The following is a 19077-nucleotide window of genomic DNA, read 5'->3' on the forward strand; positions in this document are numbered from 1 at the left end:
CGAGAGACCGGCCGTGCGGGCCCGCACGGGCGGTATAATCCACGTTTTTCCCGGCCCGGAACCGCTCAGCCCGTTCCCGCGCCGGGCACGCACGATTTCGATCCAATCCTGCGCGCGAGCCGTCGCGCCGCTTAAAGCCTAGCCCGAACCACACCATGCACGAGAGATACGTACCCGCCGACGTCGAAGCCGCCGCCCAGGGCGACTGGCGCGCAGCCGATGCCTACAAGACGAAGGAAGATTCGCAGAAGCCGAAGTTCTACTGCGTGTCGATGCTGCCGTACCCGTCCGGCAAGCTGCACATGGGTCACGTGCGCAACTACACGATCAACGACGTGATGTACCGCTATCTGCGGATGAACGGCTACAACACGCTGATGCCGATGGGCTGGGACGCGTTCGGGATGCCGGCCGAGAACGCCGCGATGGCGAACGGCGTGCCGCCCGCGAAGTGGACCTACGACAACATCGACTACATGAAGGGCCAGATGCAGTCGATGGGCCTCGCGATCGACTGGTCGCGCGAAATCGCGACGTGCAAGCCCGACTACTACAAGTGGAACCAGTGGCTGTTCCTGAAGATGCTCGAGAAGGGCATCGCGTACAAGAAGACGGGCACCGTGAACTGGGATCCGGTCGACCAGACCGTGCTCGCGAACGAGCAGGTGATCGACGGCCGCGGCTGGCGCTCCGGCGCGCTCGTCGAGAAGCGCGAGATCCCGATGTACTACCTGCGCATCACGCAGTACGCGGATGAGCTGCTGAACGACCTCGACGGCCTCGGCTGGCCCGAGCGCGTGAAGATCATGCAGCAGAACTGGATCGGCAAGAGCTTCGGCGTGAACTTCGGCTTCCCGTACGAACTCGACGGCGAGCAGAAGCTGCTGCGCGTGTTCACGACGCGCGCCGACACGATCATGGGCGTCACGTTCTGCGCGATCGCGGCCGAGCACCCGCTCGCCACGCGTCTCGCGCAGGACAAGCCGGAGCTGCTCGCGTTCATCGACGAATGCAAGCGCGGCGGCGTCGCCGAGGCCGACGTCGCGACGATGGAGAAGAAGGGCGTCGCGACCGGCTTCTCGGTCAAGCACCCGCTGACCGGCGAGCCGGTCGAGGTGTGGATCGGCAACTACGTGCTGATGAGCTATGGCGAAGGCGCGGTGATGGGCGTGCCGGGCCACGACGAGCGCGATTTCGCGTTCGCGAAGAAATACGATCTGCCGATCAAGCAGGTGATCGCGAGCGAAGGGCAGACGTACTCGCTCGACGCATGGCAGGAGTGGTACGGCGACAAGGAAACCGCGGTCTGCGTGAACAGCGGCAAGTACGACGGCCTGCGCTACACGGAAGCGGTGGACGCGGTCGCGGCCGACCTGAAGGCCGGCGGCTTCGGCGACAAGCAGGTCACGTGGCGCCTGCGCGACTGGGGCGTGTCGCGCCAGCGCTACTGGGGCACGCCGATCCCGATCATCCACTGCCCGTCGTGCGGCGACGTGCCGGTGCCGGAGGCCGACCTGCCGGTCGTGCTGCCGGAAGACCTCGTGCCGGACGGCACGGGCAACCCGCTCGCGAAGTCCGAAGCGTTCCTGAACTGCACGTGTCCCAAGTGCGGCGCGGCGGCGAAGCGCGAAACCGACACGATGGACACCTTCGTCGATTCGTCGTGGTACTTCTCGCGCTACACGGCGCCGGACGCCGAGACCATGGTCGACGCGCGCACCGATTACTGGATGCCGATGGATCAATACATCGGCGGCATCGAGCACGCGATCCTGCACCTGCTGTATTCGCGCTTCTGGACCAAGGTGATGCGCGACCTCGGCCTCGTGAAGTTCGGCGAGCCGGCGAAGAACCTGCTCACGCAGGGGATGGTGCTGAACGAGACGTACTACCGCGAGGACGCGGCCGGCAAGAAGACCTGGTACAACCCGCTCGACGTGACGGTCACGCACGACGACAAGGGCCGCCCGGTCGGCGCGACGCTGAATGCGGACGGCCAGCCGGTCGTGCTCGGCGGCATCGAGAAGATGTCGAAGTCGAAGAACAACGGCGTCGATCCGCAACTGCTGATCGACCAGTACGGCGCCGATACCGCGCGCCTGTTCACGATGTTCGCGGCGCCGCCGGAGCAGCAGCTCGAGTGGTCGGGCGCGGGCGTCGAGGGCGCGAGCCGCTTCCTGCGCCGCGTGTGGAGCTTCGGCTTCGGCAACCGCGAAGCGCTCGCGGCCCGCGCGGGTTTCGATGCCGCCGCGCTGGGCGAAGCCGACAAGGCGCTGCGCCGCGAGATCTACAGCGTGCTGAAGCAGGCCGATTTCGACTACCAGCGCCTGCAGTACAACACGGTCGTGTCGGCCGCGATGAAGATGCTGAACGCGATCGACGGCGCGAAGGGCGCGGCGCCCGCCGTGCTGCGCGAAACCTACGGCGTGCTGCTGCGCGTGCTGTACCCGGTCGTGCCGCACATCACGTTCGAGCTGTGGAAGGCGCTCGGCTACGCGGACGAATTCGGCCCGCTGCTCGATGCGCCGTGGCCGAAGGTCGACGAGGCCGCGCTCGAGCAGGCCGAGATCGAACTCGTGCTGCAGGTGAACGGCAAGGTGCGCGGCGCGCTGAAGGTCGCGAAGGACGCGAGCCGCGACGCGATCGAAGCGGCGGCGGTGGCCGACGAGGCATTCGCGAAATTCAGCGACGGCAAGCCGGCGAAGAAGATCGTCGTCGTGCCGGGCCGCCTCGTGAACATCGTCGTCTGACGGCCGCGGGCCGTCGGGTGCACACAGAAGGAGCGAAGGTGATCCGCAGATCGTTTTTGATGCTCGTCGGCAGCGCGGTCGCGCTGTCGGCATGCGGCTTCCAGTTGCGCGGCCAGCAGGACTACGCGTTCAAGCACCTGTTCGTGGCCGGTGCGCCGGCGCCCGTCGAGGCGCGGCTCACGCGCCTCGTCCAGGCCGGCAGCGACACGAAGATCGTCAAGTCGGCGGACGATGCCGACGCCGTGCTGCGCATGTGGGAGTCGCGTGGCCAGAACACGCTGACGCTCAACAAGTACGGCTCCGCGCAGGAATACGCGCTGTTCTACACGCTGAACTACACGCTGACGAGCAAGGACGGCACCGTGCTGATCCCGCCGAGCGCGATCGCGCTGAACCGCGCGATGACCTACAGCGACCAGTACACGAACGCGAAGGCGCAGGAAGCCGACATCCTGTACGGCGACATGCAGAACGACGCAGTCGACCAGTTGATGCGGCGTCTCGCGATCGTCCATTCGCTGACGCCGGCGCCGGAGGACGTGGTGCCGGGCGTGGCGCCGCGCGCGCCGCTGCCGCCGCCGCCGCTCTGATCGCGGGCGCACGCAGCGATGCAATTGCGACTTGATGCGCTGGAGCCGCACCTCGCGAAGGGGCTGGCCGGGCTCTACACCGTCTACGGCGACGAGCCGCTGCTCGCGCAGGAAGCGTGCGACCGCATTCGTGCGGCCGCGCGCGCGGCCGGCTTTACCGAGCGTTCGGTGCATACGGTCGAACGCGGCTTCGACTGGAGCGTGCTGCTCGGCGCGACCCAGGCGATGTCGCTGTTCGGCGAGCGCCAGCTGATCGAGCTGCGCATTCCGTCGGGCAAGCCCGGCAAGGAAGGCGCCGACGCGCTGAAGACGCTCGCGGCCACGCCGAACCCCGACGCGCTGATGCTCGTCACGTTGCCGCGTCTCGACGCGGCCACGCAGAAATCCGCATGGTTTACCGCGCTGCAGAACGGCGGCGTCGCGCTGAAGATCGATCCGGTCGATCGCGCGCAACTGCCGAACTGGATCGGGCAGCGCCTGTCGATGCAGGGCCAGCGCGTCGCATCCGGCGACGACGGGCGCCGCGCGCTGCAGTTCATCGCGGAGCGCGTCGAGGGCAACCTGCTCGCCGCGCACCAGGAAATCCAGAAGCTCGGGCTGCTGTATCCGCAGGGTGCGCTGTCGTTCGAGCAGGTGCACGACGCGGTGCTGAACGTCGCGCGCTACGACGTGTTCAAGCTGAACGAGGCGATGCTCGCCGGCGATGCCGCGCGGCTCGCGCGGATGATCGACGGCCTGAAGGGCGAGGGCGAGGCGATCGTGCTCGTGATGTGGGCCGTCGTCGAGGAATTGCGCACGCTGCTGCGGATCAAGCGCGGCACGACGGCCGGCAAGCCGCTCGCGACGCTGCTGCGCGAGAACCGCGTGTGGGGGCCGCGCGAGCGGTTGATCGCGCCCGCGCTGAACCGCGTGTCGGAAGCGGTGCTCGAAAAGGCGCTCGCATTCGCCGCGAAGCTCGACCGGCAGGTCAAGGGGCTGACGGCCGTCGCGCCGGGCCGCCGCACGCAGGACGAACCGCCGCCCGACCCGTGGGACGGGCTGTTCCAGCTTGCGATGACGGTCGCGGGCGAGCGCGGCGAGCGACCGCCGACCGCGGGTCGCGTGCGACGCTAAGTCCCGTTCGGGCCTTCAGCGCGCGCTGCGCAACCCGCTTACAATGTTTCGATGACCGGGCGCCGCTGCACGGCGCCGTCTGGCGGCCGCCACCGCGCACGGATGGCCGCCCACGCTTCCCCACGAATTCATGCCGCTCCGCGCGGCTCGCTTCTCGAGTCACACGATGGATATCGATCAGTACATGACCGACCTGGGCCGTCGCGCCCGGCACGCTTCCCGCGCGATGGCGCGCGCCAGCACGGCCGCGAAGAACGCGGCGCTCGACGCCGTGGCCCGCGCGATCGAACGCGACGCGCAGGCGCTGAAGGACGCGAATGCGCGCGACGTCGCCCGCGCCCGCGAAAAGGGGCTCGATGCGGCGTTCGTCGACCGCCTGACGCTGTCGGACAAGGCGCTGAACACGATGGTCGAAGGGCTGCGCCAGGTCGCGTCGCTGGCCGATCCGATCGGCGAGATCGGCAACCTCAAGTTCCGGCCGAGCGGGATCCAGGTCGGCCAGATGCGCGTGCCGCTCGGCGTGATCGGCATCATCTACGAGTCGCGCCCGAACGTGACGATCGACGCGGCCGCGCTGTGCCTGAAGTCGGGCAACGCGACGATCCTGCGCGGCGGTTCCGAAGCGCTCGAATCGAATGCGGCGCTCGCGAAGCTGATCGGCGAAGGGCTCGAGGCGGCCGGCCTCCCGCAGGATGCGGTGCAGGTCGTCGCGACGGCCGATCGCGCGGCGGTCGGCAAGCTGATCACGATGACCGAATACGTCGACGTGATCGTGCCGCGCGGCGGCAAGAGCCTGATCGAACGGTTGATCAACGAGGCGCGCGTGCCGATGATCAAGCATCTGGACGGCATCTGCCACGTGTACGTCGACGACCGCGCCGATCTGGCGAAGGCGCTGACCGTCTGCGACAACGCGAAGACGCACCGCTACGGCACCTGCAACACGATGGAGACGCTGCTCGTCGCGAGCGATATCGCCGCGAAGCTGCTGCCGCCGCTCGGCAGGCTGTATCGCGACAAGCAGGTCGAACTGCGCGTCGATGCAGCCGCGCGCGCGGTGCTCGCCGATGCGGGCGTCGGCCCGCTCGTCGACGCGACGGAAGAAGACTGGCACACCGAATATCTCGCGCCGGTGCTTGCGATCAAGGTCGTCGACGGCCTCGACGCCGCGATCGAGCACATCAACCATTACGGCTCGCATCACACCGATGCGATCGTCACCGAGGATCACGACCGCGCGATGCGCTTCCTGCGTGAAGTCGATTCGGCGAGCGTGATGGTCAACGCGTCGACGCGCTTCGCGGATGGTTTCGAATTCGGCCTCGGCGCGGAAATCGGCATCTCGAACGACAAGCTGCACGCACGCGGCCCCGTCGGCCTGGAAGGGCTGACGTCGCTGAAGTACGTCGTGCTCGGGCACGGCGAAGGCCGTCAGTAAGTCAACCGCGAGGCGCACAACCGATGGCAATGCTCTGGGTCAAGACGTTTCATATCGTTCTGATCGCCGCGTGGTTCGCGGGGCTGTTCTACCTGCCGCGCATCTACGTGAACCTGGCCATGGAGACCGATCCGGCCGCGGTGCGGCGCCTGCTGCTGATGGCGCGCAAGCTGTTCCGCTTCATGACGATGATCGCGGTGCCGGCACTGGCCTGCGGGTTGTGGCTCTGGCTCGTGATCGGCATCGGGCAGGGGCAGGGCTGGATCCATGCGAAGGTGACGGTGGTGCTGCTGCTGATCGTCTATCACGCGTATTGCGGGCACCTGCTGCGGGTGTTCGAGCGCGGCGAGAACCGCCGCACCGACAAGTGGTATCGCGTGTTCAACGAGCTGCCGGTGCTCGGCATGCTCGCCGCGGTCGCGCTGGTGGTGATCAAGCCGTTCTGAGTTCGCCGCAACGCGCGGCCGGCGATCGATGCGCAACGGCGCCCTTCGGGGCGCCGTTGTTCGTTTACGCGCGGCGTCCCGCTCCGGCTCAATCCTTCACCGGATCGTCAATCCGGCGCCGCGTGATCGCTTCCTTCGCGCGGCCGACGCGCTCCATCAGCGCCGGCCCGCGCGACAGCGCGACGCCGACCGCGAGGATGTCGCCGATCGCGAGATGCGACATCCGTGACGTCATCGGCGAGAACACGTCCGTTTCCTCGGCGACGTTCGACGCGAGGCTGACCGTCGCGAGCTTCGCGAGCGGCGAATGGCTCTGCGTGATCGCGACGACTTTCGCGCCGCACGCGAGCGCGGAGCGCGCGGCGTCGACGATATCGCGCGTGCGGCCGGTGTTCGAGATCGCGACGACGACGTCGTGCGGCCCGAGCAGCGCCGACGACATCGAGAACGTGTGCGGATCCGAATACGCGACGCTCGGCACGCCGAGCCGGAAGAACTTGTGCTGGATGTCCTGCGCGGCGATGCCCGAGCCGCCGGCGCCGTAGAACTCGATGCGCGACGCGTTCGACAGCAGCGCGATCGCGTCGGCGACGCTGCCCGCCGACAGGCTGTTGCGCACCTCGATCAGCGCGCCGATCGTGCGGTCGAACACCTTGCCGATGATGCCGGGCGCCGGCTCATCGGGCTCGACGTCGCGATACACCGACGACACGCCGGGCGCGACGCTCTGCGCGAGCCGGATCTTGAATTCGCGAAAGCCGCTGCAGCCGAGCGCCTGGCAGAAGCGCGCGATCGTCGGCTGGCTGACGCCCGCGCGGGCCGACAGCTCGGTCATCGCGAGGTCGAGCACCTCGCGCGGTGCGGCGAGAATGTAGTCGGCGAGCTTGCGCTCGGACGGGCGCAACTCGGCGCGGATCGCTTCAATGCGGGGCAGCATGGGACGGCACGTGGAAATCGGGTTCGGATGAGCGAGTGTATCGCAATCGAATTGTAGAAAATCTACATGAAAATACTAGCGGAATTGCGAGCGTTGCCATGCGGGTCTGGCGAGCCGAATTAGGGTTTTTACTGATTAAAGCCTTGCTGGTGGCGGGAATAAGGGTTGCACACGCGTCGATCTACATTGCGTGCATGTAGTTTTTCTACTAGACTTGCGTCGTTCGGTCGACGAAGCGCGACCGTCCCCACGATTCCAACCGCCGGTGTCGGCCGGCATACAGGAGCGCCCAGCATGACGTCGCTGCACCCCACCCTGGCGAAGGTCACCGAACGCGTGATCGCCCGCAGCCAATCGACCCGTTCCGCCTATCTGCAGCGCATCGACGGTGCGCAAGGCAAGTTCCCGGCCCGCGGCGCGCTGTCGTGCGCGAACCTCGCGCACGGCTTCGCAGGCCTCGAGGGCAACGACAAGTTCCAGATCAAGGCGATTCGCGAACCGAACATCGGCATCGTGTCCTCGTACAACGAGATGTTGTCCGCGCACGCGCCGTACAAGAATTTCCCCGACATCATCAAGGCGGCCGCGCGCGAGAACGGCGGCGTCGCGCAGTTCGCCGGCGGCGTGCCGGCGATGTGCGACGGCGTCACGCAGGGCAACCCGGGCATGGAGCTGTCGCTGTTCTCGCGCGAGGCGATCGCGATGGGCACGGCGATCGCGCTCACGCACAACATGTTCGACGCGGCGCTCTGCCTCGGCATCTGCGACAAGATCGTGCCGGGCCTCTTGATCGGCGCGCTGCAGTTCGGCCACCTGCCGACCATCTTCGTGCCGGCCGGCCCGATGACGAGCGGGCTGTCCAACGACGACAAGGCGAAGATCCGCCAGCAGTTCGCGACCGGCCAGGTCGGCCGCGACGCGCTGCTCGAAGCCGAATCGGCCGCCTATCACGGCCACGGCACCTGCACGTTCTACGGCACCGCGAACAGCAACCAGATGCTGATGGAGCTGATGGGCCTGCACCTGCCGGGCTCGGCGTTCATCCATCCACACACGCCGCTGCGCGACGCGCTGACGGCCGAGGCCGCGCGCCGCGTGCTCGACCTGACCGTCGGGCGCGGCCAGTACACGCCGATCGGCCATGTGATCGACGAGAAGGCGATCGTCAACGGGATCGTCGCACTGCTCGCGACGGGCGGCTCGACCAACCACACGCTGCACCTGGTCGCGATCGCGCGCGCGGCCGGCATCCTGATCGACTGGAACGATTTCGACGAACTGTCGGCCGCCGTGCCGCTGCTCGCGAAGATCTACCCGAACGGCAAGGCCGACGTGAACCATTTCCACGCGGCGGGCGGTGTCGCGTTCCTGGTGCGCAACCTGCTCGAAGGCGGGCTGCTGCACGAGGACGTGACGACGGTCGCGGGCAAGGGCCTGTCGCACTACACGAAGGAGCCGAAGCTGATCGACGGCAAGCTGACGTGGGTCGACGGCACGGCCGAGAGCCACGATACGAAGGTGCTGCGCGGCATTCGCGACCCGTTCCAGCCGGACGGCGGCCTGCGCCTGATGCAGGGCCGGCTCGGCCGCGGCGTGATCAAGATTTCGGCGGTCGCGCCGGAGCACCGCAAGGTGACGGCGCCCGCGATCGTGTTCGACTCGCAGGAAGCCGTGCAGGAAGCGTTCGATCGCGGCGAGCTGAAGCGCGATTTCGTCGCGGTGGTGCGCTTTCAGGGCGCGCGCGCGAACGGCATGCCCGAGCTGCACCGTTTGACGCCGCTGCTCGGCGTCCTGCAGGATCAGGGCTTCCACGTCGCGCTGGTGACCGACGGCCGCATGTCGGGCGCGTCGGGCAAGGTGCCGGCCGTGATCCACGTGTCGCCGGAAGCGCTGCTGGCCGGCCCGATCGGCAAGGTGAAGACGGGCGACATGCTCGTGATCGACGCGGAAGCCGGCGTGCTCGACATCGAGGTCGACGACGCCGAATGGCTCGCGCGCCCGGTCGCGCAGCCGCAGCATCAGGCCGAGAACGAAGTCGGCTTCGGGCGCGAACTGTTCGGCGTGTTCCGCGCGGCCGCGGCGCCGGCCGAGCAGGGCGCATCGGTTTTCGGGACGCTGGTCGGCGAAACGGCCGTCGGCGTCGCCGCATGAATTTCAAGGAGCCAATTCAATGAAGACGATTGCTGAAATCGTGAAGCTGGGCCCGGTCATTCCGGTGCTCGCATTCGACTCGGTCGAGCAGGGCGAAAACGTGTCGCGTGCATTGCACGCGGGTGGCGTGAAGGTGCTCGAGATCACGCTGCGCACGCCGGCCGGCCTGGAGGCGATCCAGCGCGCGAGCCAGCTCGCGGACGACATCGTCGTCGGCGTCGGCACGATCACGAAGCCCGAGCACTGCGCGCAGGCGAAGCGCGCGGGCGCCACGTTCGGCGTGTCGCCGGGCCTGACGAAGGACCTGCACCTCGCGTCGCTCGACGCGGGCCTGCCGCTGCTGCCGGGCGTGATGACGCCGAGCGACATCATCCAGGCGCTCGAATTCGGCTACGACATCGTGAAGTTCTTCCCCGCGCAGCAGGCGGGCGGCGTGCCGATGCTGCAGGCGTTCCACGGCCCGTTCCCGGCGCTGAAGTTCTGCCCGACGGGCGGCATCACGGTCGACACCGCGCCGAACTTCCTGAAACTGCCGAACGTCGTGTGCGTCGGCGGCTCGTGGCTCACGCCGAAGGCCGCGCTCGCCGCGCAGGACTGGGCCGAAGTCACGCGCCTCGCGCAAGCGGCGAGCCAGTTGCCGCGCTAATACTTGTATCAAACGACGATTCAGCCCTCGGAAAACAAGCGTTAGTGCTTGTTTTACCGAGGGTTTTTGCTGATGGAACCGGTTCTATCCGCGGATCGCAAAGATAAGTAAAATTCAGCGTCCTGACGGGGGGTACCCCCGTGTTTCGGAGACCTGCATAGCCGGGCATACTCGCAACGCGCCCGGTTCGAACAATTCTAGGAGGAGTGCCACATGGCGGCCGTCCAAGGCAGCATGCTGCTCGTATTCACGCTGATCGCGATTGCCGCGCTGATCCTGATGATCGCGCGCTACAAGATCTACCCGTTCCTGGTGCTGATCATCGTTTCGCTCGGCCTCGGCCTCGTCGTCGGCATGCCGATGGACAAGATCGTCAAGTCGTTCGAGACGGGCACCGGCGGCACGCTCGGCCACATCGCGATCGTCGTCGGCCTCGGCACGATGCTCGGCAAGATGATGGCCGAATCGGGCGGCGCCGAACGGATCGCGACCACGCTGATCGACTGGTTCGGTGAAAAGAACATCCACTGGGCGATGATGTTCGTCGCGATCATCGTCGGCCTGCCGGTGTTCTTCGAAGTCGGCTTCGTGCTGCTGATCCCGATCGCGTTCAACGTCGCGAAGCGCACCGGCAAGTCGCTGCTCGTCGTCGGCCTCCCGATGGTGGCCGGCCTGTCGGTCGTGCACGGGCTGATCCCGCCGCACCCGGCCGCGCTGCTGGCCGTCCAGCAATACGGCGCCGATATCGGCAAGACGATCGCGTTCGGCCTGATCGTCGGCGTGCCGACCGCGATCATCGCCGGTCCGCTGTTCGCGCTGGTGATCTCGAAGTTCGTGAAGCTGCCGGAAAACAACCCGCTCGCCGCGCAATTCGTCGATTCGCGCGCGGATGGCGGCAAGCGCGAACTGCCGAGCTTCGGCATCACGCTGTTCACGATCCTGCTGCCCGTCGTGCTGATGCTCGTCGGCAGCTGGGCCGACCTGGTGTTCACGCCGAAGTCGCTGCCGAACAACCTGCTGCGCTTTGCGGGCAACTCGGACGTCGCGCTGCTGATCGCCGTGCTCGTGAGCTTCTGGACCTTCGGCGCGAAGCAGGGCTTCAACCGCGACCAGATCCAGAAATTCTGCGGCGAGTGCCTGGCGCCGATCGCCGGCATCACGCTGATCGTCGGCGCGGGCGGCGGCTTCGGCGGCGTCCTGCGCGACAGCGGGATCTCGCAGCAGATCGTCGAGACCGCGAAGCACGCGCACCTGTCCCCGCTGCTGCTCGGCTGGTTCGTCGCGGCGCTGATGCGTCTGGCCACGGGCTCGGCGACGGTCGCGATGACGACGGCCTGCGGCATCGTCGCGCCGATCGCGGCGGCGTCGGGCGCGGCGGTTCGTCCGGAACTGCTCGTGCTCGCGACGGGCTCGGGCTCGCTGATCTTCTCGCACGTGAACGACGGCGGCTTCTGGCTGATCAAGGAATATTTCGGGATGACGGTCGGGCAGACGTTCAAGACCTGGTCGCTGCTTGAAACCATCATCTCGGTGCTCGGTCTGAGCTTTACGCTGCTGCTGAGCCTGGTTCTGTAACAAGGGGTAGTCAATGATTCTGATCGCAATGGGCGTGTCGGGCGCGGGCAAGTCGCGAATCGGCGAAATGCTGGCGGAACGCCTGTCGTGCAGCTATACCGACGGCGACGCATTTCACAGCGCGGCGAACAAGGAAAAGATGCACCACGGCATTCCGCTGACCGATGAAGACCGCTGGCCGTGGCTGCGCACGATTCGCGCGGCCATCGAGGAAAAGCAGCGTGCCGGCGAGACGGCCGTGTTCACGTGCTCGTCGCTGAAACGGTCGTACCGCGACGTGCTGCGCGGCACCGACACCGACGTGCGGTTCGTGTATCTGAAGGGTTCGTTCGAGGTGTTGCAAGAGCGCCTGAAGAGCCGCACCGGCCATTTCTTCGATCCGTCGCTGCTGAAGAGCCAGCTCGATACGCTCGAGGAGCCGGGCCCGGATGAAGCGATCGAGGTCAGCATCGAGCTGACGCCCGAACAGATCGTCGATCAGGTCATGCTGAAGATCGGCCTCGCGCATCAGCACTGAGCGCGGTTCGCGGCCATCGTCATGGAAAAGGCGCCTTCATTCGGGCGCCTTTTTCGTTGGCGGCGCGTATGCCGATGTCAGGCCGCGCGCGCGCGTTGCGCGATGCCGTCGAGCAGCACGTCGAGCATCGTGTCGTGCACGACGGCCGGATCGAGCTGCGCATAGAGCGGGGCGGCCGACTTGACAAGCGGATGCGCGGTGTCGGACAGCGCGTGCATTTCCGCGAGCTCGACGTCGTTCGCGGCGCGCGTGAGGCCACCCGCTTCGGCGGCGGCGAGGCCGATCACGGCCGCGTACCAGCCGACGCATACCGACGGCAGCGCCGCGCGCGGGATGCCGGCGTCGGTCAGCGCGCGATGCACGGCCTCGATGTGCGCGAGATCGGCCGGCCCCGTGCTCATGTGCCGCTGCAGCAGCGCGAAGGCGGCCGGGTAGCGCAGCGCGAGCGCGCGGTACTGGCGCGCGAGGTCGCGCAGCCGTTCGCGCCACGGCTGCGACGGATCGACCGGCACGAGCGAGCGCGACAGCGCATTCGCGATCGCGCGGCTCAGGCCGTCCTTCGACTTGAAGTGATACAGCACGCTCATCGGGTCGCAGCCGACCGATTGCGCGAGCTTGCGCACGCTGAACGCGGCCTCGCCGACGTCTTCGAGCAGCGCGAGCGCGGCCGCGACGATCGCGTCCTTGTCGAGGCCGCGCGGCCCCTGGGTGGGTGTGTCTTTCATCGAGGCAGGCTGGCAGGCGCGGCATCGCGCCGGCTGTAAACTTGACGAAAGCTTATTCTACACTGTAGAATTATTTCTGCGGTGTAGAAATTGGGTGTCCCGGCACCTCTCAATACGTGCTTTCGCACAGTCCGGGATTCAGGCAGACGCGAGCGTGTCTGCCGTCAACACGGGCCATCGCGCCCTTATCTCGTTGACACCCAAGTGGAACCGGCTGCCCCACCCGCGAAGCCCCGAAGCAACGGGGCGCTTCGACAGGCGGCCAAGACCATGCAAGTGCAATCATGACTTCCAATCACAAGCCCCTGATCCAGGGCGAATCGCGTTTCGAGCAAACGCAACTGAATATCGAGAAAGACAACTGGAACTGGTGCGATCCGGTCCGCTACGACGGCGAGCGCCCGGCGAACTGGTACGAGGCGTCGCTGTCGCGCCATGAAAACAGCGCGCCGCTCGCGCAAGACGCCGTCTGCGACGTGCTCGTGATCGGCGCGGGGCTGCTCGGCGCATCGGCCGCGCTGCATCTCGCGGAAGCGGGCGTCGACACGATCCTCGTCGACAAGCATCACGTCGGCTCGGCCGCGTCGGGCCGCAACGGCGGCCAATTGACGCCCGGCCTCGCGCGCTGGGAAGCGGCCGACATGATCGAGAACCTGTCGCACGACGATGCGAAGCGGTTGTGGCGTTTCGCGTCGGCCGAGTCGATGGACCTGATCGACGGGATCGGCGCGCGTTACGCGCTCGATCTCGACCGCAAGCGCGGCCACGTCACCGCGGCGGTTCACCCCGGCCACATGAGCGCGCTGCTCGACGGCGCCGATGCGCGCCGCCATCTGGGCGATGCGGGCGTGACGCTCGTCGGCCGCCATCAGCTGCACGACGAATACGTGCGCTCGGGGCTGTATCACGGCGCGGCGATCGACGCGATCGGCGGGCAGATCCATCCGCTCGCGCTCGTGCGCGGCCTCGTGCACGGCTTCCGGCTGAACGGCGGCGCGCTGTTCGAGGGCACCGAGGTGCTGGAGCTGGACGAGACGCCCGCGGGCGTCGTCGCGACGACGCCGGGCGGCACGATCACCGCGCGCCGCGGCGTCGTGCTCGCGCTGCACAACACGACGTTCCGCCTGCTCGACGACGGCGCGGCGACCACGGTGCCGTTCTTCACGTACGTGAGCGTGACGGCGCCGCTCGACGTCGACGTCGCGACGCTGATGCCGGCAGGCATGCCGGTGTACGACACGCAGTTCCAGATCGACTACTACCGGCCGGTGCGCGGCAATCGCCTGCTGTTCGGCGGGCAGGGCACCGGCAGCTGCTGGGCGCAGTCGGACGTGAACGCGTACTTGCTGACGCGGCTGAACACGGTGTTTCCGCAGCACGACGGCGGCTTCGCGCTCGACTACTGCTGGAGCGGCGTCAGCGACTTCACGCTGAACGGCGCCACCGACAGCCGCAAGACCGACGGCCGCGTGCCGATGTACATGGTGCAGGGCTGGAGCGGCCACGGCGTCGCGCAGACGGTGCGAATCGGCAAGGCGATCTGCGACGATTTCGTCGGCCGCAACGACGATTTCTCGATGCTCACGGGCATCGACCATCGCGCGATTCCGCTCGGCCGGCAGCTGTCGCCGATCGCGATCCCGGCCGCGAAGGCGGCGATGAGCGTGATGAGCGCGCTGAACCCGGGGCGGATGATTTCGTTCTGACCGGCTGCGGCAGGCAACAAAAAGCCCGATGCGAAACGCTTCGCATCGGGCTTTTTTTCGTCCGGCGACGCGGCGCTTACGCGATCCGCTTCGCGAGTTCGACGGCCTTGCCGATGTACGACGCCGGCGTCATCGCCAGCAGGCGATCCTTCGCATCCTGCGGGATCGCCAGCGTGCCGACGAATTCCTGCAGCGCTTCGCGCGTGATGCCCTTGCCGCGCGTCAGTTCCTTCAGTTGCTCGTACGGGTTCTCGATGCCGTAGCGGCGCATCACCGTCTGCACCGGCTCGGCAAGCACTTCCCAGCAGTTGTCGAGATCTTCGTTCAGGCGCTGCGGGTTCACTTCGAGCTTGTCGAGGCCGCGGATCAGCGAGTCGTACGCGAGCAGCGAGTAGCCGAGCGCGACGCCCATGTTGCGCAGCACCGTCGAGTCGGTCAGGTCGCGCTGCCAGCGCGACACCGGCAGCTTGTCGGCGAGGTGGCGCAGCGTCGCGTTCGCGAGGCCGAGGTTGCCTTCCGAGTTCTCGAAGTCGATCGGGTTGACCTTGTGCGGCATCGTCGACGAGCCGATTTCGCCGGCCTTCGTCTTCTGCTTGAAGTAGCCGACCGAGATGTAGCCCCACACGTCGCGGTCGAGGTCGAGCAGGATCGTGTTCGCGCGTGCGACCGCGTCGAACAGTTCGGCCATGTAGTCGTGCGGCTCGATCTGGATCGTGTACGGGTTGAACGTGAGCTTCAGGCGGTTTTCGATCACGTCGCGCGAGAACGCTTCCCAGTCGAATTCCGGATACGCGGACAGGTGCGCGTTGAAGTTGCCGACCGCGCCGTTCATCTTGCCGAGGATCTCGACCTTCTCGATGCGCGCGATCGCGCGGGCGAGGCGCGCGGCGACGTTCGCGAGCTCCTTGCCGAGCGTCGTCGGGCTGGCCGGCTGGCCGTGCGTGCGCGACAGCATCGGCTGGTCGGCATGCGCGTGCGCGAGCGCGACGAGGCGCTGGTGGACCGTGCGCAGCGCCGGCAGGATCACGTGTTCGCGCGCGCCGGCGAGCATCATCCCGTGCGACGTGTTGTTGATGTCCTCGGACGTGCACGCGAAGTGGATGAACTCGCTCGCCTTCTCGAGTTCGGCCTGGCCCTTCACCGATTCCTTCAGCCAGTACTCGACGGCCTTCACGTCGTGGTTCGTCACGCGCTCGATTTCCTTGATGCGCGCGGCGTCGTGCGCGGTGAAGCGCTCGGCGAGCTGCAGCAGGAATTGCTCGGAGGCTTCCGAGAAGCGCGGGACTTCGGCGAAGCCGGCGCGCGACAGCGCGATCAGCCAGTGCACCTCGACGGTGACGCGGTGGCGCATGAAGGCGGCTTCGGAGAGCCAGTCGCGCAGCGCCTCGGTCTTGCTGGCGTAGCGGCCGTCGATGGGCGAGAGCGCGGTGAGGGCGAAAAGCGTATCGGGACGAGTGTCGGACATGATCGGGCAGGGCCTTTTGGGGCCGGGGCGAACGAGGGGAGGAGAATCCGGCATTTTACCATCGGCGCGCGTCGCTCCCGACCGAATCGGTCCGACCGCGGGCGCCACGGTCGAGCGATGCGCACGCGGCGCGCGCATGGCCGGCCGGCAGCCGCGCGCCGGCGCGTCGGGCCCGCCCGCCCAAGCCGCCGGCCGGGCCCGCCCGCCGGTAGAATGCAGGCTTCTTCCCGACCGCCGCCCGCCGCGCCCGCCTGCATGGAACTGAAATGGCTCGAAGACTTCGTCTCGCTCGCGGAAACGCGCAGCTTTAGCCGGTCCGCCGAGCTGCGGCACGTGTCGCAGCCGGCGTTTTCGCGGCGCATCCAGGCGCTCGAGGCGTGGCTCGCGACCGAGCTGATCGATCGTTCGGTGTATCCGACGCGGCTCACGCAGGCCGGGCAGATCTTCTACGAGCAGGCGCTGACGATGCTGTCGCAGGCGCACGAGGCAAGGACGCTGCTGCGCGGCCACGTCGGCGCGCCGGTGCCGACGATCGAGTTCGCGGTGCCGCACACGCTGTCGCTCACGTATTTCCCGCGCTGGCTCGAGCGGATCGAGGCGAAGATGGGCCAGGTCCACACGCGGCTGCGCGCGCTGAACGTGCACGACGCGGTGCTGTCGCTCGTCGAGGGCGGCTGCGACCTCGTGATGGGCTACCACCACCCGAGTCACCCGGTCGCGCTCGACCCGGCCCGCTACGACATGCTGGTCCTCGGCAGCGAGCCGATCAGCCCGTTTTCCGCGCCCGGCCGCGCGGGCCGGCCGCGCCATACGCTGCCGGGCGCGGCCGACGCGCGCGTGCCGTACCTGTCGTATACGCCGAACGCGTATCTCGGCCGGATGACCGAAGTCATCATCGCGAACGCGCCCACCCGGCTGTTTCTCGATCGCGTCTACGAAACCGACATGGCCGAAGGGCTGAAGGCGATGGCGCTCGCCGGCCACGGCGTCGCGTTCCTGCCGCACAGCGCGGCCGACGATGCGGTCGCGGGCGGCCGGCTGATCCGCCTCGACCGGTCGGTGCGCGGCGGCGCGCATCCGTTCACGCTGACGATGGAGATCCGGCTGTACTGCGACAAGCTCGCGCTGCAGGGCGACGATCCGCGGCAGAAGCTCGTGCGTGCGCTGTGGGACGTCGTGCGCGACGAACTGCGCGAGACTGCCGGCGACACCGCCGGTTGATCGACGATTAACCGCCGACGGTTAATTGGACCGGCCGCCCGGCTGACGGCGGCTTTGCCGCGCCTGTCGGACGGCCGTCCGCGGGCCTGCCCGTGCCTGGCCGATCCGGTTTTCCCCGAACACGATGCCCGGCCAATCGCCGGCGTTCTTGCGCAAATCGACCGCGGATTTGCGGAAAATCGCGATCATGCAAGAAACGCATAATCGAATAAACAAACGGCATTGGATAAAAAAAACGGCTTTTTCGACAATGGGCGCAATCCGTTGAACGTTGGAGCTTCCATGTCTTCGCAACAGCAGTCCATCCCGTCCTACCTGCACGCCGACGATCTCGGCCCGTGGGGCAACTACCTTCAGCAGGTCGATCGCGTCGCGCCGTACCTCGGTTCGCTGTCGCGCTGGCTCGAAACGCTGAAGCGTCCGAAGCGCATCCTGGTCGTCGACTGCCCCATCGAGCTCGACAACGGCACCGTCGCGCACTTCGAGGGCTATCGCGTGCAGCACAACGTGTCGCGCGGCCCGGGCAAGGGCGGCGTGCGCTACCACCAGGACGTGACGCTGTCGGAAGTGATGGCGCTGTCGGCATGGATGTCGGTGAAGAACGCGGCCGTGAACGTGCCGTACGGCGGCGCGAAGGGCGGCATCCGCGTCGACCCGCGCAAGCTGTCGCGCGGTGAGCTCGAGCGCGTGACGCGCCGCTACACCAGCGAAATCGGCATCATCATCGGCCCGAACACCGACATTCCGGCGCCGGACGTCAACACCAACGAACAGGTGATGGCGTGGATGATGGACACGTACTCGATGAACCAGGGCCAAACGTCGACCGGCGTCGTGACCGGCAAGCCGATCGCGCTTGGCGGCTCGCTGGGCCGCAAGGAAGCGACGGGCCGCGGCGTGTTCGTCGTCGGCTCGGAAGCGGCGAAGAAGAAGGGCCTCGAGATCGAAGGCGCGCGCATCGCGGTGCAGGGCTTCGGCAACGTCGGCGGCATCGCGGCGAAGCTGTTCCAGGAAGCGGGCGCGAAGGTGATCGCGGTGCAGGATCACACGGGCACGATCTACCAGCCGGCCGGCCTCGATTCGAACAAGCTGCTCGACCACGTCGCCCGCACGGGCGGCGTCGCGGGCTTCGAAGGCGCGGAGCCGATGCCGAACGACGAGTTCTGGACGGTCGAGACCGACATCCTGATCCCGGCGGCGCTGGAAAACCAGATCACCGAGAAGAACGCGGCGAAGATCCGCACGAAGATCATCGTCGAAGGCGCGAACGGCCCGACGACGACGGCGGCCGACGACATCCTGAGCGCGAACGGCGTGCTCGTGATCCCCGACGTGATCGCGAATGCGGGCGGCGTGACGGTGTCGTACTTCGAGTGGGTGCAGGATTTCTCGAGCTTCTTCTGGACGGAAGACGAGATCAACCATCGTCTCGAGCGCGTGATGCGCGAAGCGTTCGCCGGCGTGTGGGCGGTCGCGGAAGAGCACAAGGTGACGGTGCGTACGGCGGCGTTCATCGTCGCGTGCAAGCGCATCCTGATGGCGCGCGAAATGCGCGGCCTCTACCCCTGATCGGGCGTCCCTGACCGGGCGTCCCTAACCGGGCGTCCCTAACCGGGCGTCCCTGACCGGGCGTCCCTGATCAACGACCATGATCGATTCATGATGCAATCCACCCGATTGCGGAAATGAACCCTCGCGGGCGATGCCGAATCCGGCATCGCCCGCGCGCGCATTCGGGGCGCCCGAAGCCGGGAGGACGGCTTCTCGCACGGCGATTCGTAGTGCGGTTAACAACCA

16 protein-coding genes are annotated in these 19077 nt (G+C 67.4%); 12 read left to right on the forward strand and 4 right to left on the reverse strand.

What is annotated here, in order from left to right; all coding sequences use genetic code 11:
• Window positions 1-155: 155 nt before the first annotated feature.
• The 5 genes from leuS to CFB52_RS03095 all read left to right on the forward strand — a co-directional run bounded on the left by leuS (window position 156) and on the right by CFB52_RS03095 (window position 6337).
• Window positions 156-2750: a leucine--tRNA ligase gene (gene leuS / locus CFB52_RS03075; RefSeq protein WP_059581040.1), complete on the forward strand. Its 2595-nt coding sequence runs from the start codon at window positions 156-158 to the stop codon at window positions 2748-2750.
• A 38-nt stretch (window positions 2751-2788) separates the two neighbouring features.
• Window positions 2789-3340, forward strand: coding sequence for an LPS assembly lipoprotein LptE (lptE, locus tag CFB52_RS03080; protein ID WP_006483412.1), 552 nt, complete (start codon window positions 2789-2791; stop codon window positions 3338-3340).
• An 18-nt stretch (window positions 3341-3358) separates the two neighbouring features.
• A complete protein-coding gene (gene holA / locus CFB52_RS03085; RefSeq protein WP_059581043.1) occupies window positions 3359-4453 on the forward strand; it encodes a DNA polymerase III subunit delta in 1095 nt (364 codons plus the stop codon).
• Between the two features lie 166 nt (window positions 4454-4619).
• Window positions 4620-5891, forward strand: coding sequence for a glutamate-5-semialdehyde dehydrogenase (locus CFB52_RS03090; RefSeq protein WP_060965571.1), 1272 nt, complete (start codon window positions 4620-4622; stop codon window positions 5889-5891).
• A gap of 23 nt (window positions 5892-5914) precedes the next feature.
• Window positions 5915-6337 (forward strand): CopD family protein, encoded by a 423-nt coding sequence (locus tag CFB52_RS03095; RefSeq protein WP_089464534.1) that lies wholly within the window; start codon window positions 5915-5917, stop codon window positions 6335-6337.
• Between the two features lie 88 nt (window positions 6338-6425).
• On the opposite strand, the gene CFB52_RS03100 is transcribed toward CFB52_RS03095, so the two are convergent.
• Window positions 6426-7274: a MurR/RpiR family transcriptional regulator gene (locus CFB52_RS03100; protein ID WP_059581048.1), complete on the reverse strand. Its 849-nt coding sequence runs from the start codon at window positions 7272-7274 to the stop codon at window positions 6426-6428.
• A 294-nt stretch (window positions 7275-7568) separates the two neighbouring features.
• On the opposite strand from CFB52_RS03100, the gene edd reads away from it, so the two are divergent.
• The 4 genes from edd (at window position 7569) to CFB52_RS03125 (ending at window position 12163) form a co-directional block, all read left to right on the forward strand.
• Window positions 7569-9425: a phosphogluconate dehydratase gene (gene edd / locus CFB52_RS03105; RefSeq protein ID WP_099316067.1), complete on the forward strand. Its 1857-nt coding sequence runs from the start codon at window positions 7569-7571 to the stop codon at window positions 9423-9425.
• A gap of 19 nt (window positions 9426-9444) precedes the next feature.
• Window positions 9445-10071, forward strand: coding sequence for a bifunctional 4-hydroxy-2-oxoglutarate aldolase/2-dehydro-3-deoxy-phosphogluconate aldolase (gene eda, locus CFB52_RS03110; RefSeq protein WP_059581053.1), 627 nt, complete (start codon window positions 9445-9447; stop codon window positions 10069-10071).
• 213 nt (window positions 10072-10284) lie between these two features.
• Entirely contained in the window at window positions 10285-11646 is a 1362-nt protein-coding gene (locus tag CFB52_RS03120) for a GntP family permease (protein WP_059581055.1), read from the forward strand.
• A 13-nt stretch (window positions 11647-11659) separates the two neighbouring features.
• Window positions 11660-12163 carry a gluconokinase gene (locus CFB52_RS03125; RefSeq protein ID WP_059581058.1) on the forward strand — a complete coding sequence of 168 codons (504 nt, stop codon included), beginning with the start codon at window positions 11660-11662 and terminating at the stop codon, window positions 12161-12163.
• Between the two features lie 77 nt (window positions 12164-12240).
• Here the strand turns inward: CFB52_RS03125 and CFB52_RS03130 are convergent, their stop codons facing one another.
• A complete protein-coding gene (locus CFB52_RS03130) occupies window positions 12241-12888 on the reverse strand; it encodes a TetR/AcrR family transcriptional regulator (protein WP_059581060.1) in 648 nt (215 codons plus the stop codon).
• A gap of 284 nt (window positions 12889-13172) precedes the next feature.
• On the opposite strand from CFB52_RS03130, the gene CFB52_RS03135 reads away from it, so the two are divergent.
• Window positions 13173-14594, forward strand: coding sequence for an FAD-binding oxidoreductase (locus tag CFB52_RS03135; protein WP_059581063.1), 1422 nt, complete (start codon window positions 13173-13175; stop codon window positions 14592-14594).
• 76 nt (window positions 14595-14670) lie between these two features.
• Here CFB52_RS03135 and purB read toward each other — a convergent pair whose 3' ends face one another.
• Entirely contained in the window at window positions 14671-16059 is a 1389-nt protein-coding gene (gene purB, locus CFB52_RS03140; RefSeq protein WP_059581065.1) for an adenylosuccinate lyase, read from the reverse strand.
• A gap of 255 nt (window positions 16060-16314) precedes the next feature.
• On the opposite strand from purB, the gene CFB52_RS03145 reads away from it, so the two are divergent.
• A complete protein-coding gene (locus tag CFB52_RS03145; RefSeq protein ID WP_099316068.1) occupies window positions 16315-17280 on the forward strand; it encodes a LysR substrate-binding domain-containing protein in 966 nt (321 codons plus the stop codon).
• Between the two features lie 21 nt (window positions 17281-17301).
• On the opposite strand, the gene CFB52_RS34520 is transcribed toward CFB52_RS03145, so the two are convergent.
• A complete protein-coding gene (locus CFB52_RS34520; RefSeq protein WP_155634631.1) occupies window positions 17302-17469 on the reverse strand; it encodes a hypothetical protein in 168 nt (55 codons plus the stop codon).
• A gap of 93 nt (window positions 17470-17562) precedes the next feature.
• On the opposite strand from CFB52_RS34520, the gene CFB52_RS03150 reads away from it, so the two are divergent.
• Window positions 17563-18849, forward strand: coding sequence for a Glu/Leu/Phe/Val dehydrogenase (locus CFB52_RS03150; protein WP_059581070.1), 1287 nt, complete (start codon window positions 17563-17565; stop codon window positions 18847-18849).
• Window positions 18850-19077 lie beyond the last annotated feature (228 nt).

The organism is Burkholderia sp. AU18528 (assembly GCF_002223215.2).
Classification (GTDB): Bacteria; Pseudomonadota; Gammaproteobacteria; order Burkholderiales; family Burkholderiaceae; genus Burkholderia; species Burkholderia semiarida.

What these genes read in the sequence shown, in the direction of transcription:
- CFB52_RS34520 (WP_155634631.1), bottom strand. Translation starts at nt 17,469, where the DNA reads ATGATCGCGATTTTCCGCAAATCCGCGGTCGATTTGCGCAAGAACGCC.
- CFB52_RS03145 (WP_099316068.1), top strand. Translation starts at nt 16,315, where the DNA reads ATGGAACTGAAATGGCTCGAAGACTTCGTCTCGCTCGCGGAAACGCGC.
- leuS (WP_059581040.1), top strand. Translation starts at nt 156, where the DNA reads ATGCACGAGAGATACGTACCCGCCGACGTCGAAGCCGCCGCCCAGGGC.
- CFB52_RS03090 (WP_060965571.1), top strand. Translation starts at nt 4,620, where the DNA reads ATGGATATCGATCAGTACATGACCGACCTGGGCCGTCGCGCCCGGCAC.
- CFB52_RS03120 (WP_059581055.1), top strand. Translation starts at nt 10,285, where the DNA reads ATGGCGGCCGTCCAAGGCAGCATGCTGCTCGTATTCACGCTGATCGCG.
- purB (WP_059581065.1), bottom strand. Translation starts at nt 16,059, where the DNA reads ATGTCCGACACTCGTCCCGATACGCTTTTCGCCCTCACCGCGCTCTCG.
- CFB52_RS03095 (WP_089464534.1), top strand. Translation starts at nt 5,915, where the DNA reads ATGGCAATGCTCTGGGTCAAGACGTTTCATATCGTTCTGATCGCCGCG.
- eda (WP_059581053.1), top strand. Translation starts at nt 9,445, where the DNA reads ATGAAGACGATTGCTGAAATCGTGAAGCTGGGCCCGGTCATTCCGGTG.
- holA (WP_059581043.1), top strand. Translation starts at nt 3,359, where the DNA reads ATGCAATTGCGACTTGATGCGCTGGAGCCGCACCTCGCGAAGGGGCTG.
- CFB52_RS03150 (WP_059581070.1), top strand. Translation starts at nt 17,563, where the DNA reads ATGTCTTCGCAACAGCAGTCCATCCCGTCCTACCTGCACGCCGACGAT.
- CFB52_RS03135 (WP_059581063.1), top strand. Translation starts at nt 13,173, where the DNA reads ATGACTTCCAATCACAAGCCCCTGATCCAGGGCGAATCGCGTTTCGAG.
- CFB52_RS03130 (WP_059581060.1), bottom strand. Translation starts at nt 12,888, where the DNA reads ATGAAAGACACACCCACCCAGGGGCCGCGCGGCCTCGACAAGGACGCG.
- CFB52_RS03125 (WP_059581058.1), top strand. Translation starts at nt 11,660, where the DNA reads ATGATTCTGATCGCAATGGGCGTGTCGGGCGCGGGCAAGTCGCGAATC.
- CFB52_RS03100 (WP_059581048.1), bottom strand. Translation starts at nt 7,274, where the DNA reads ATGCTGCCCCGCATTGAAGCGATCCGCGCCGAGTTGCGCCCGTCCGAG.
- edd (WP_099316067.1), top strand. Translation starts at nt 7,569, where the DNA reads ATGACGTCGCTGCACCCCACCCTGGCGAAGGTCACCGAACGCGTGATC.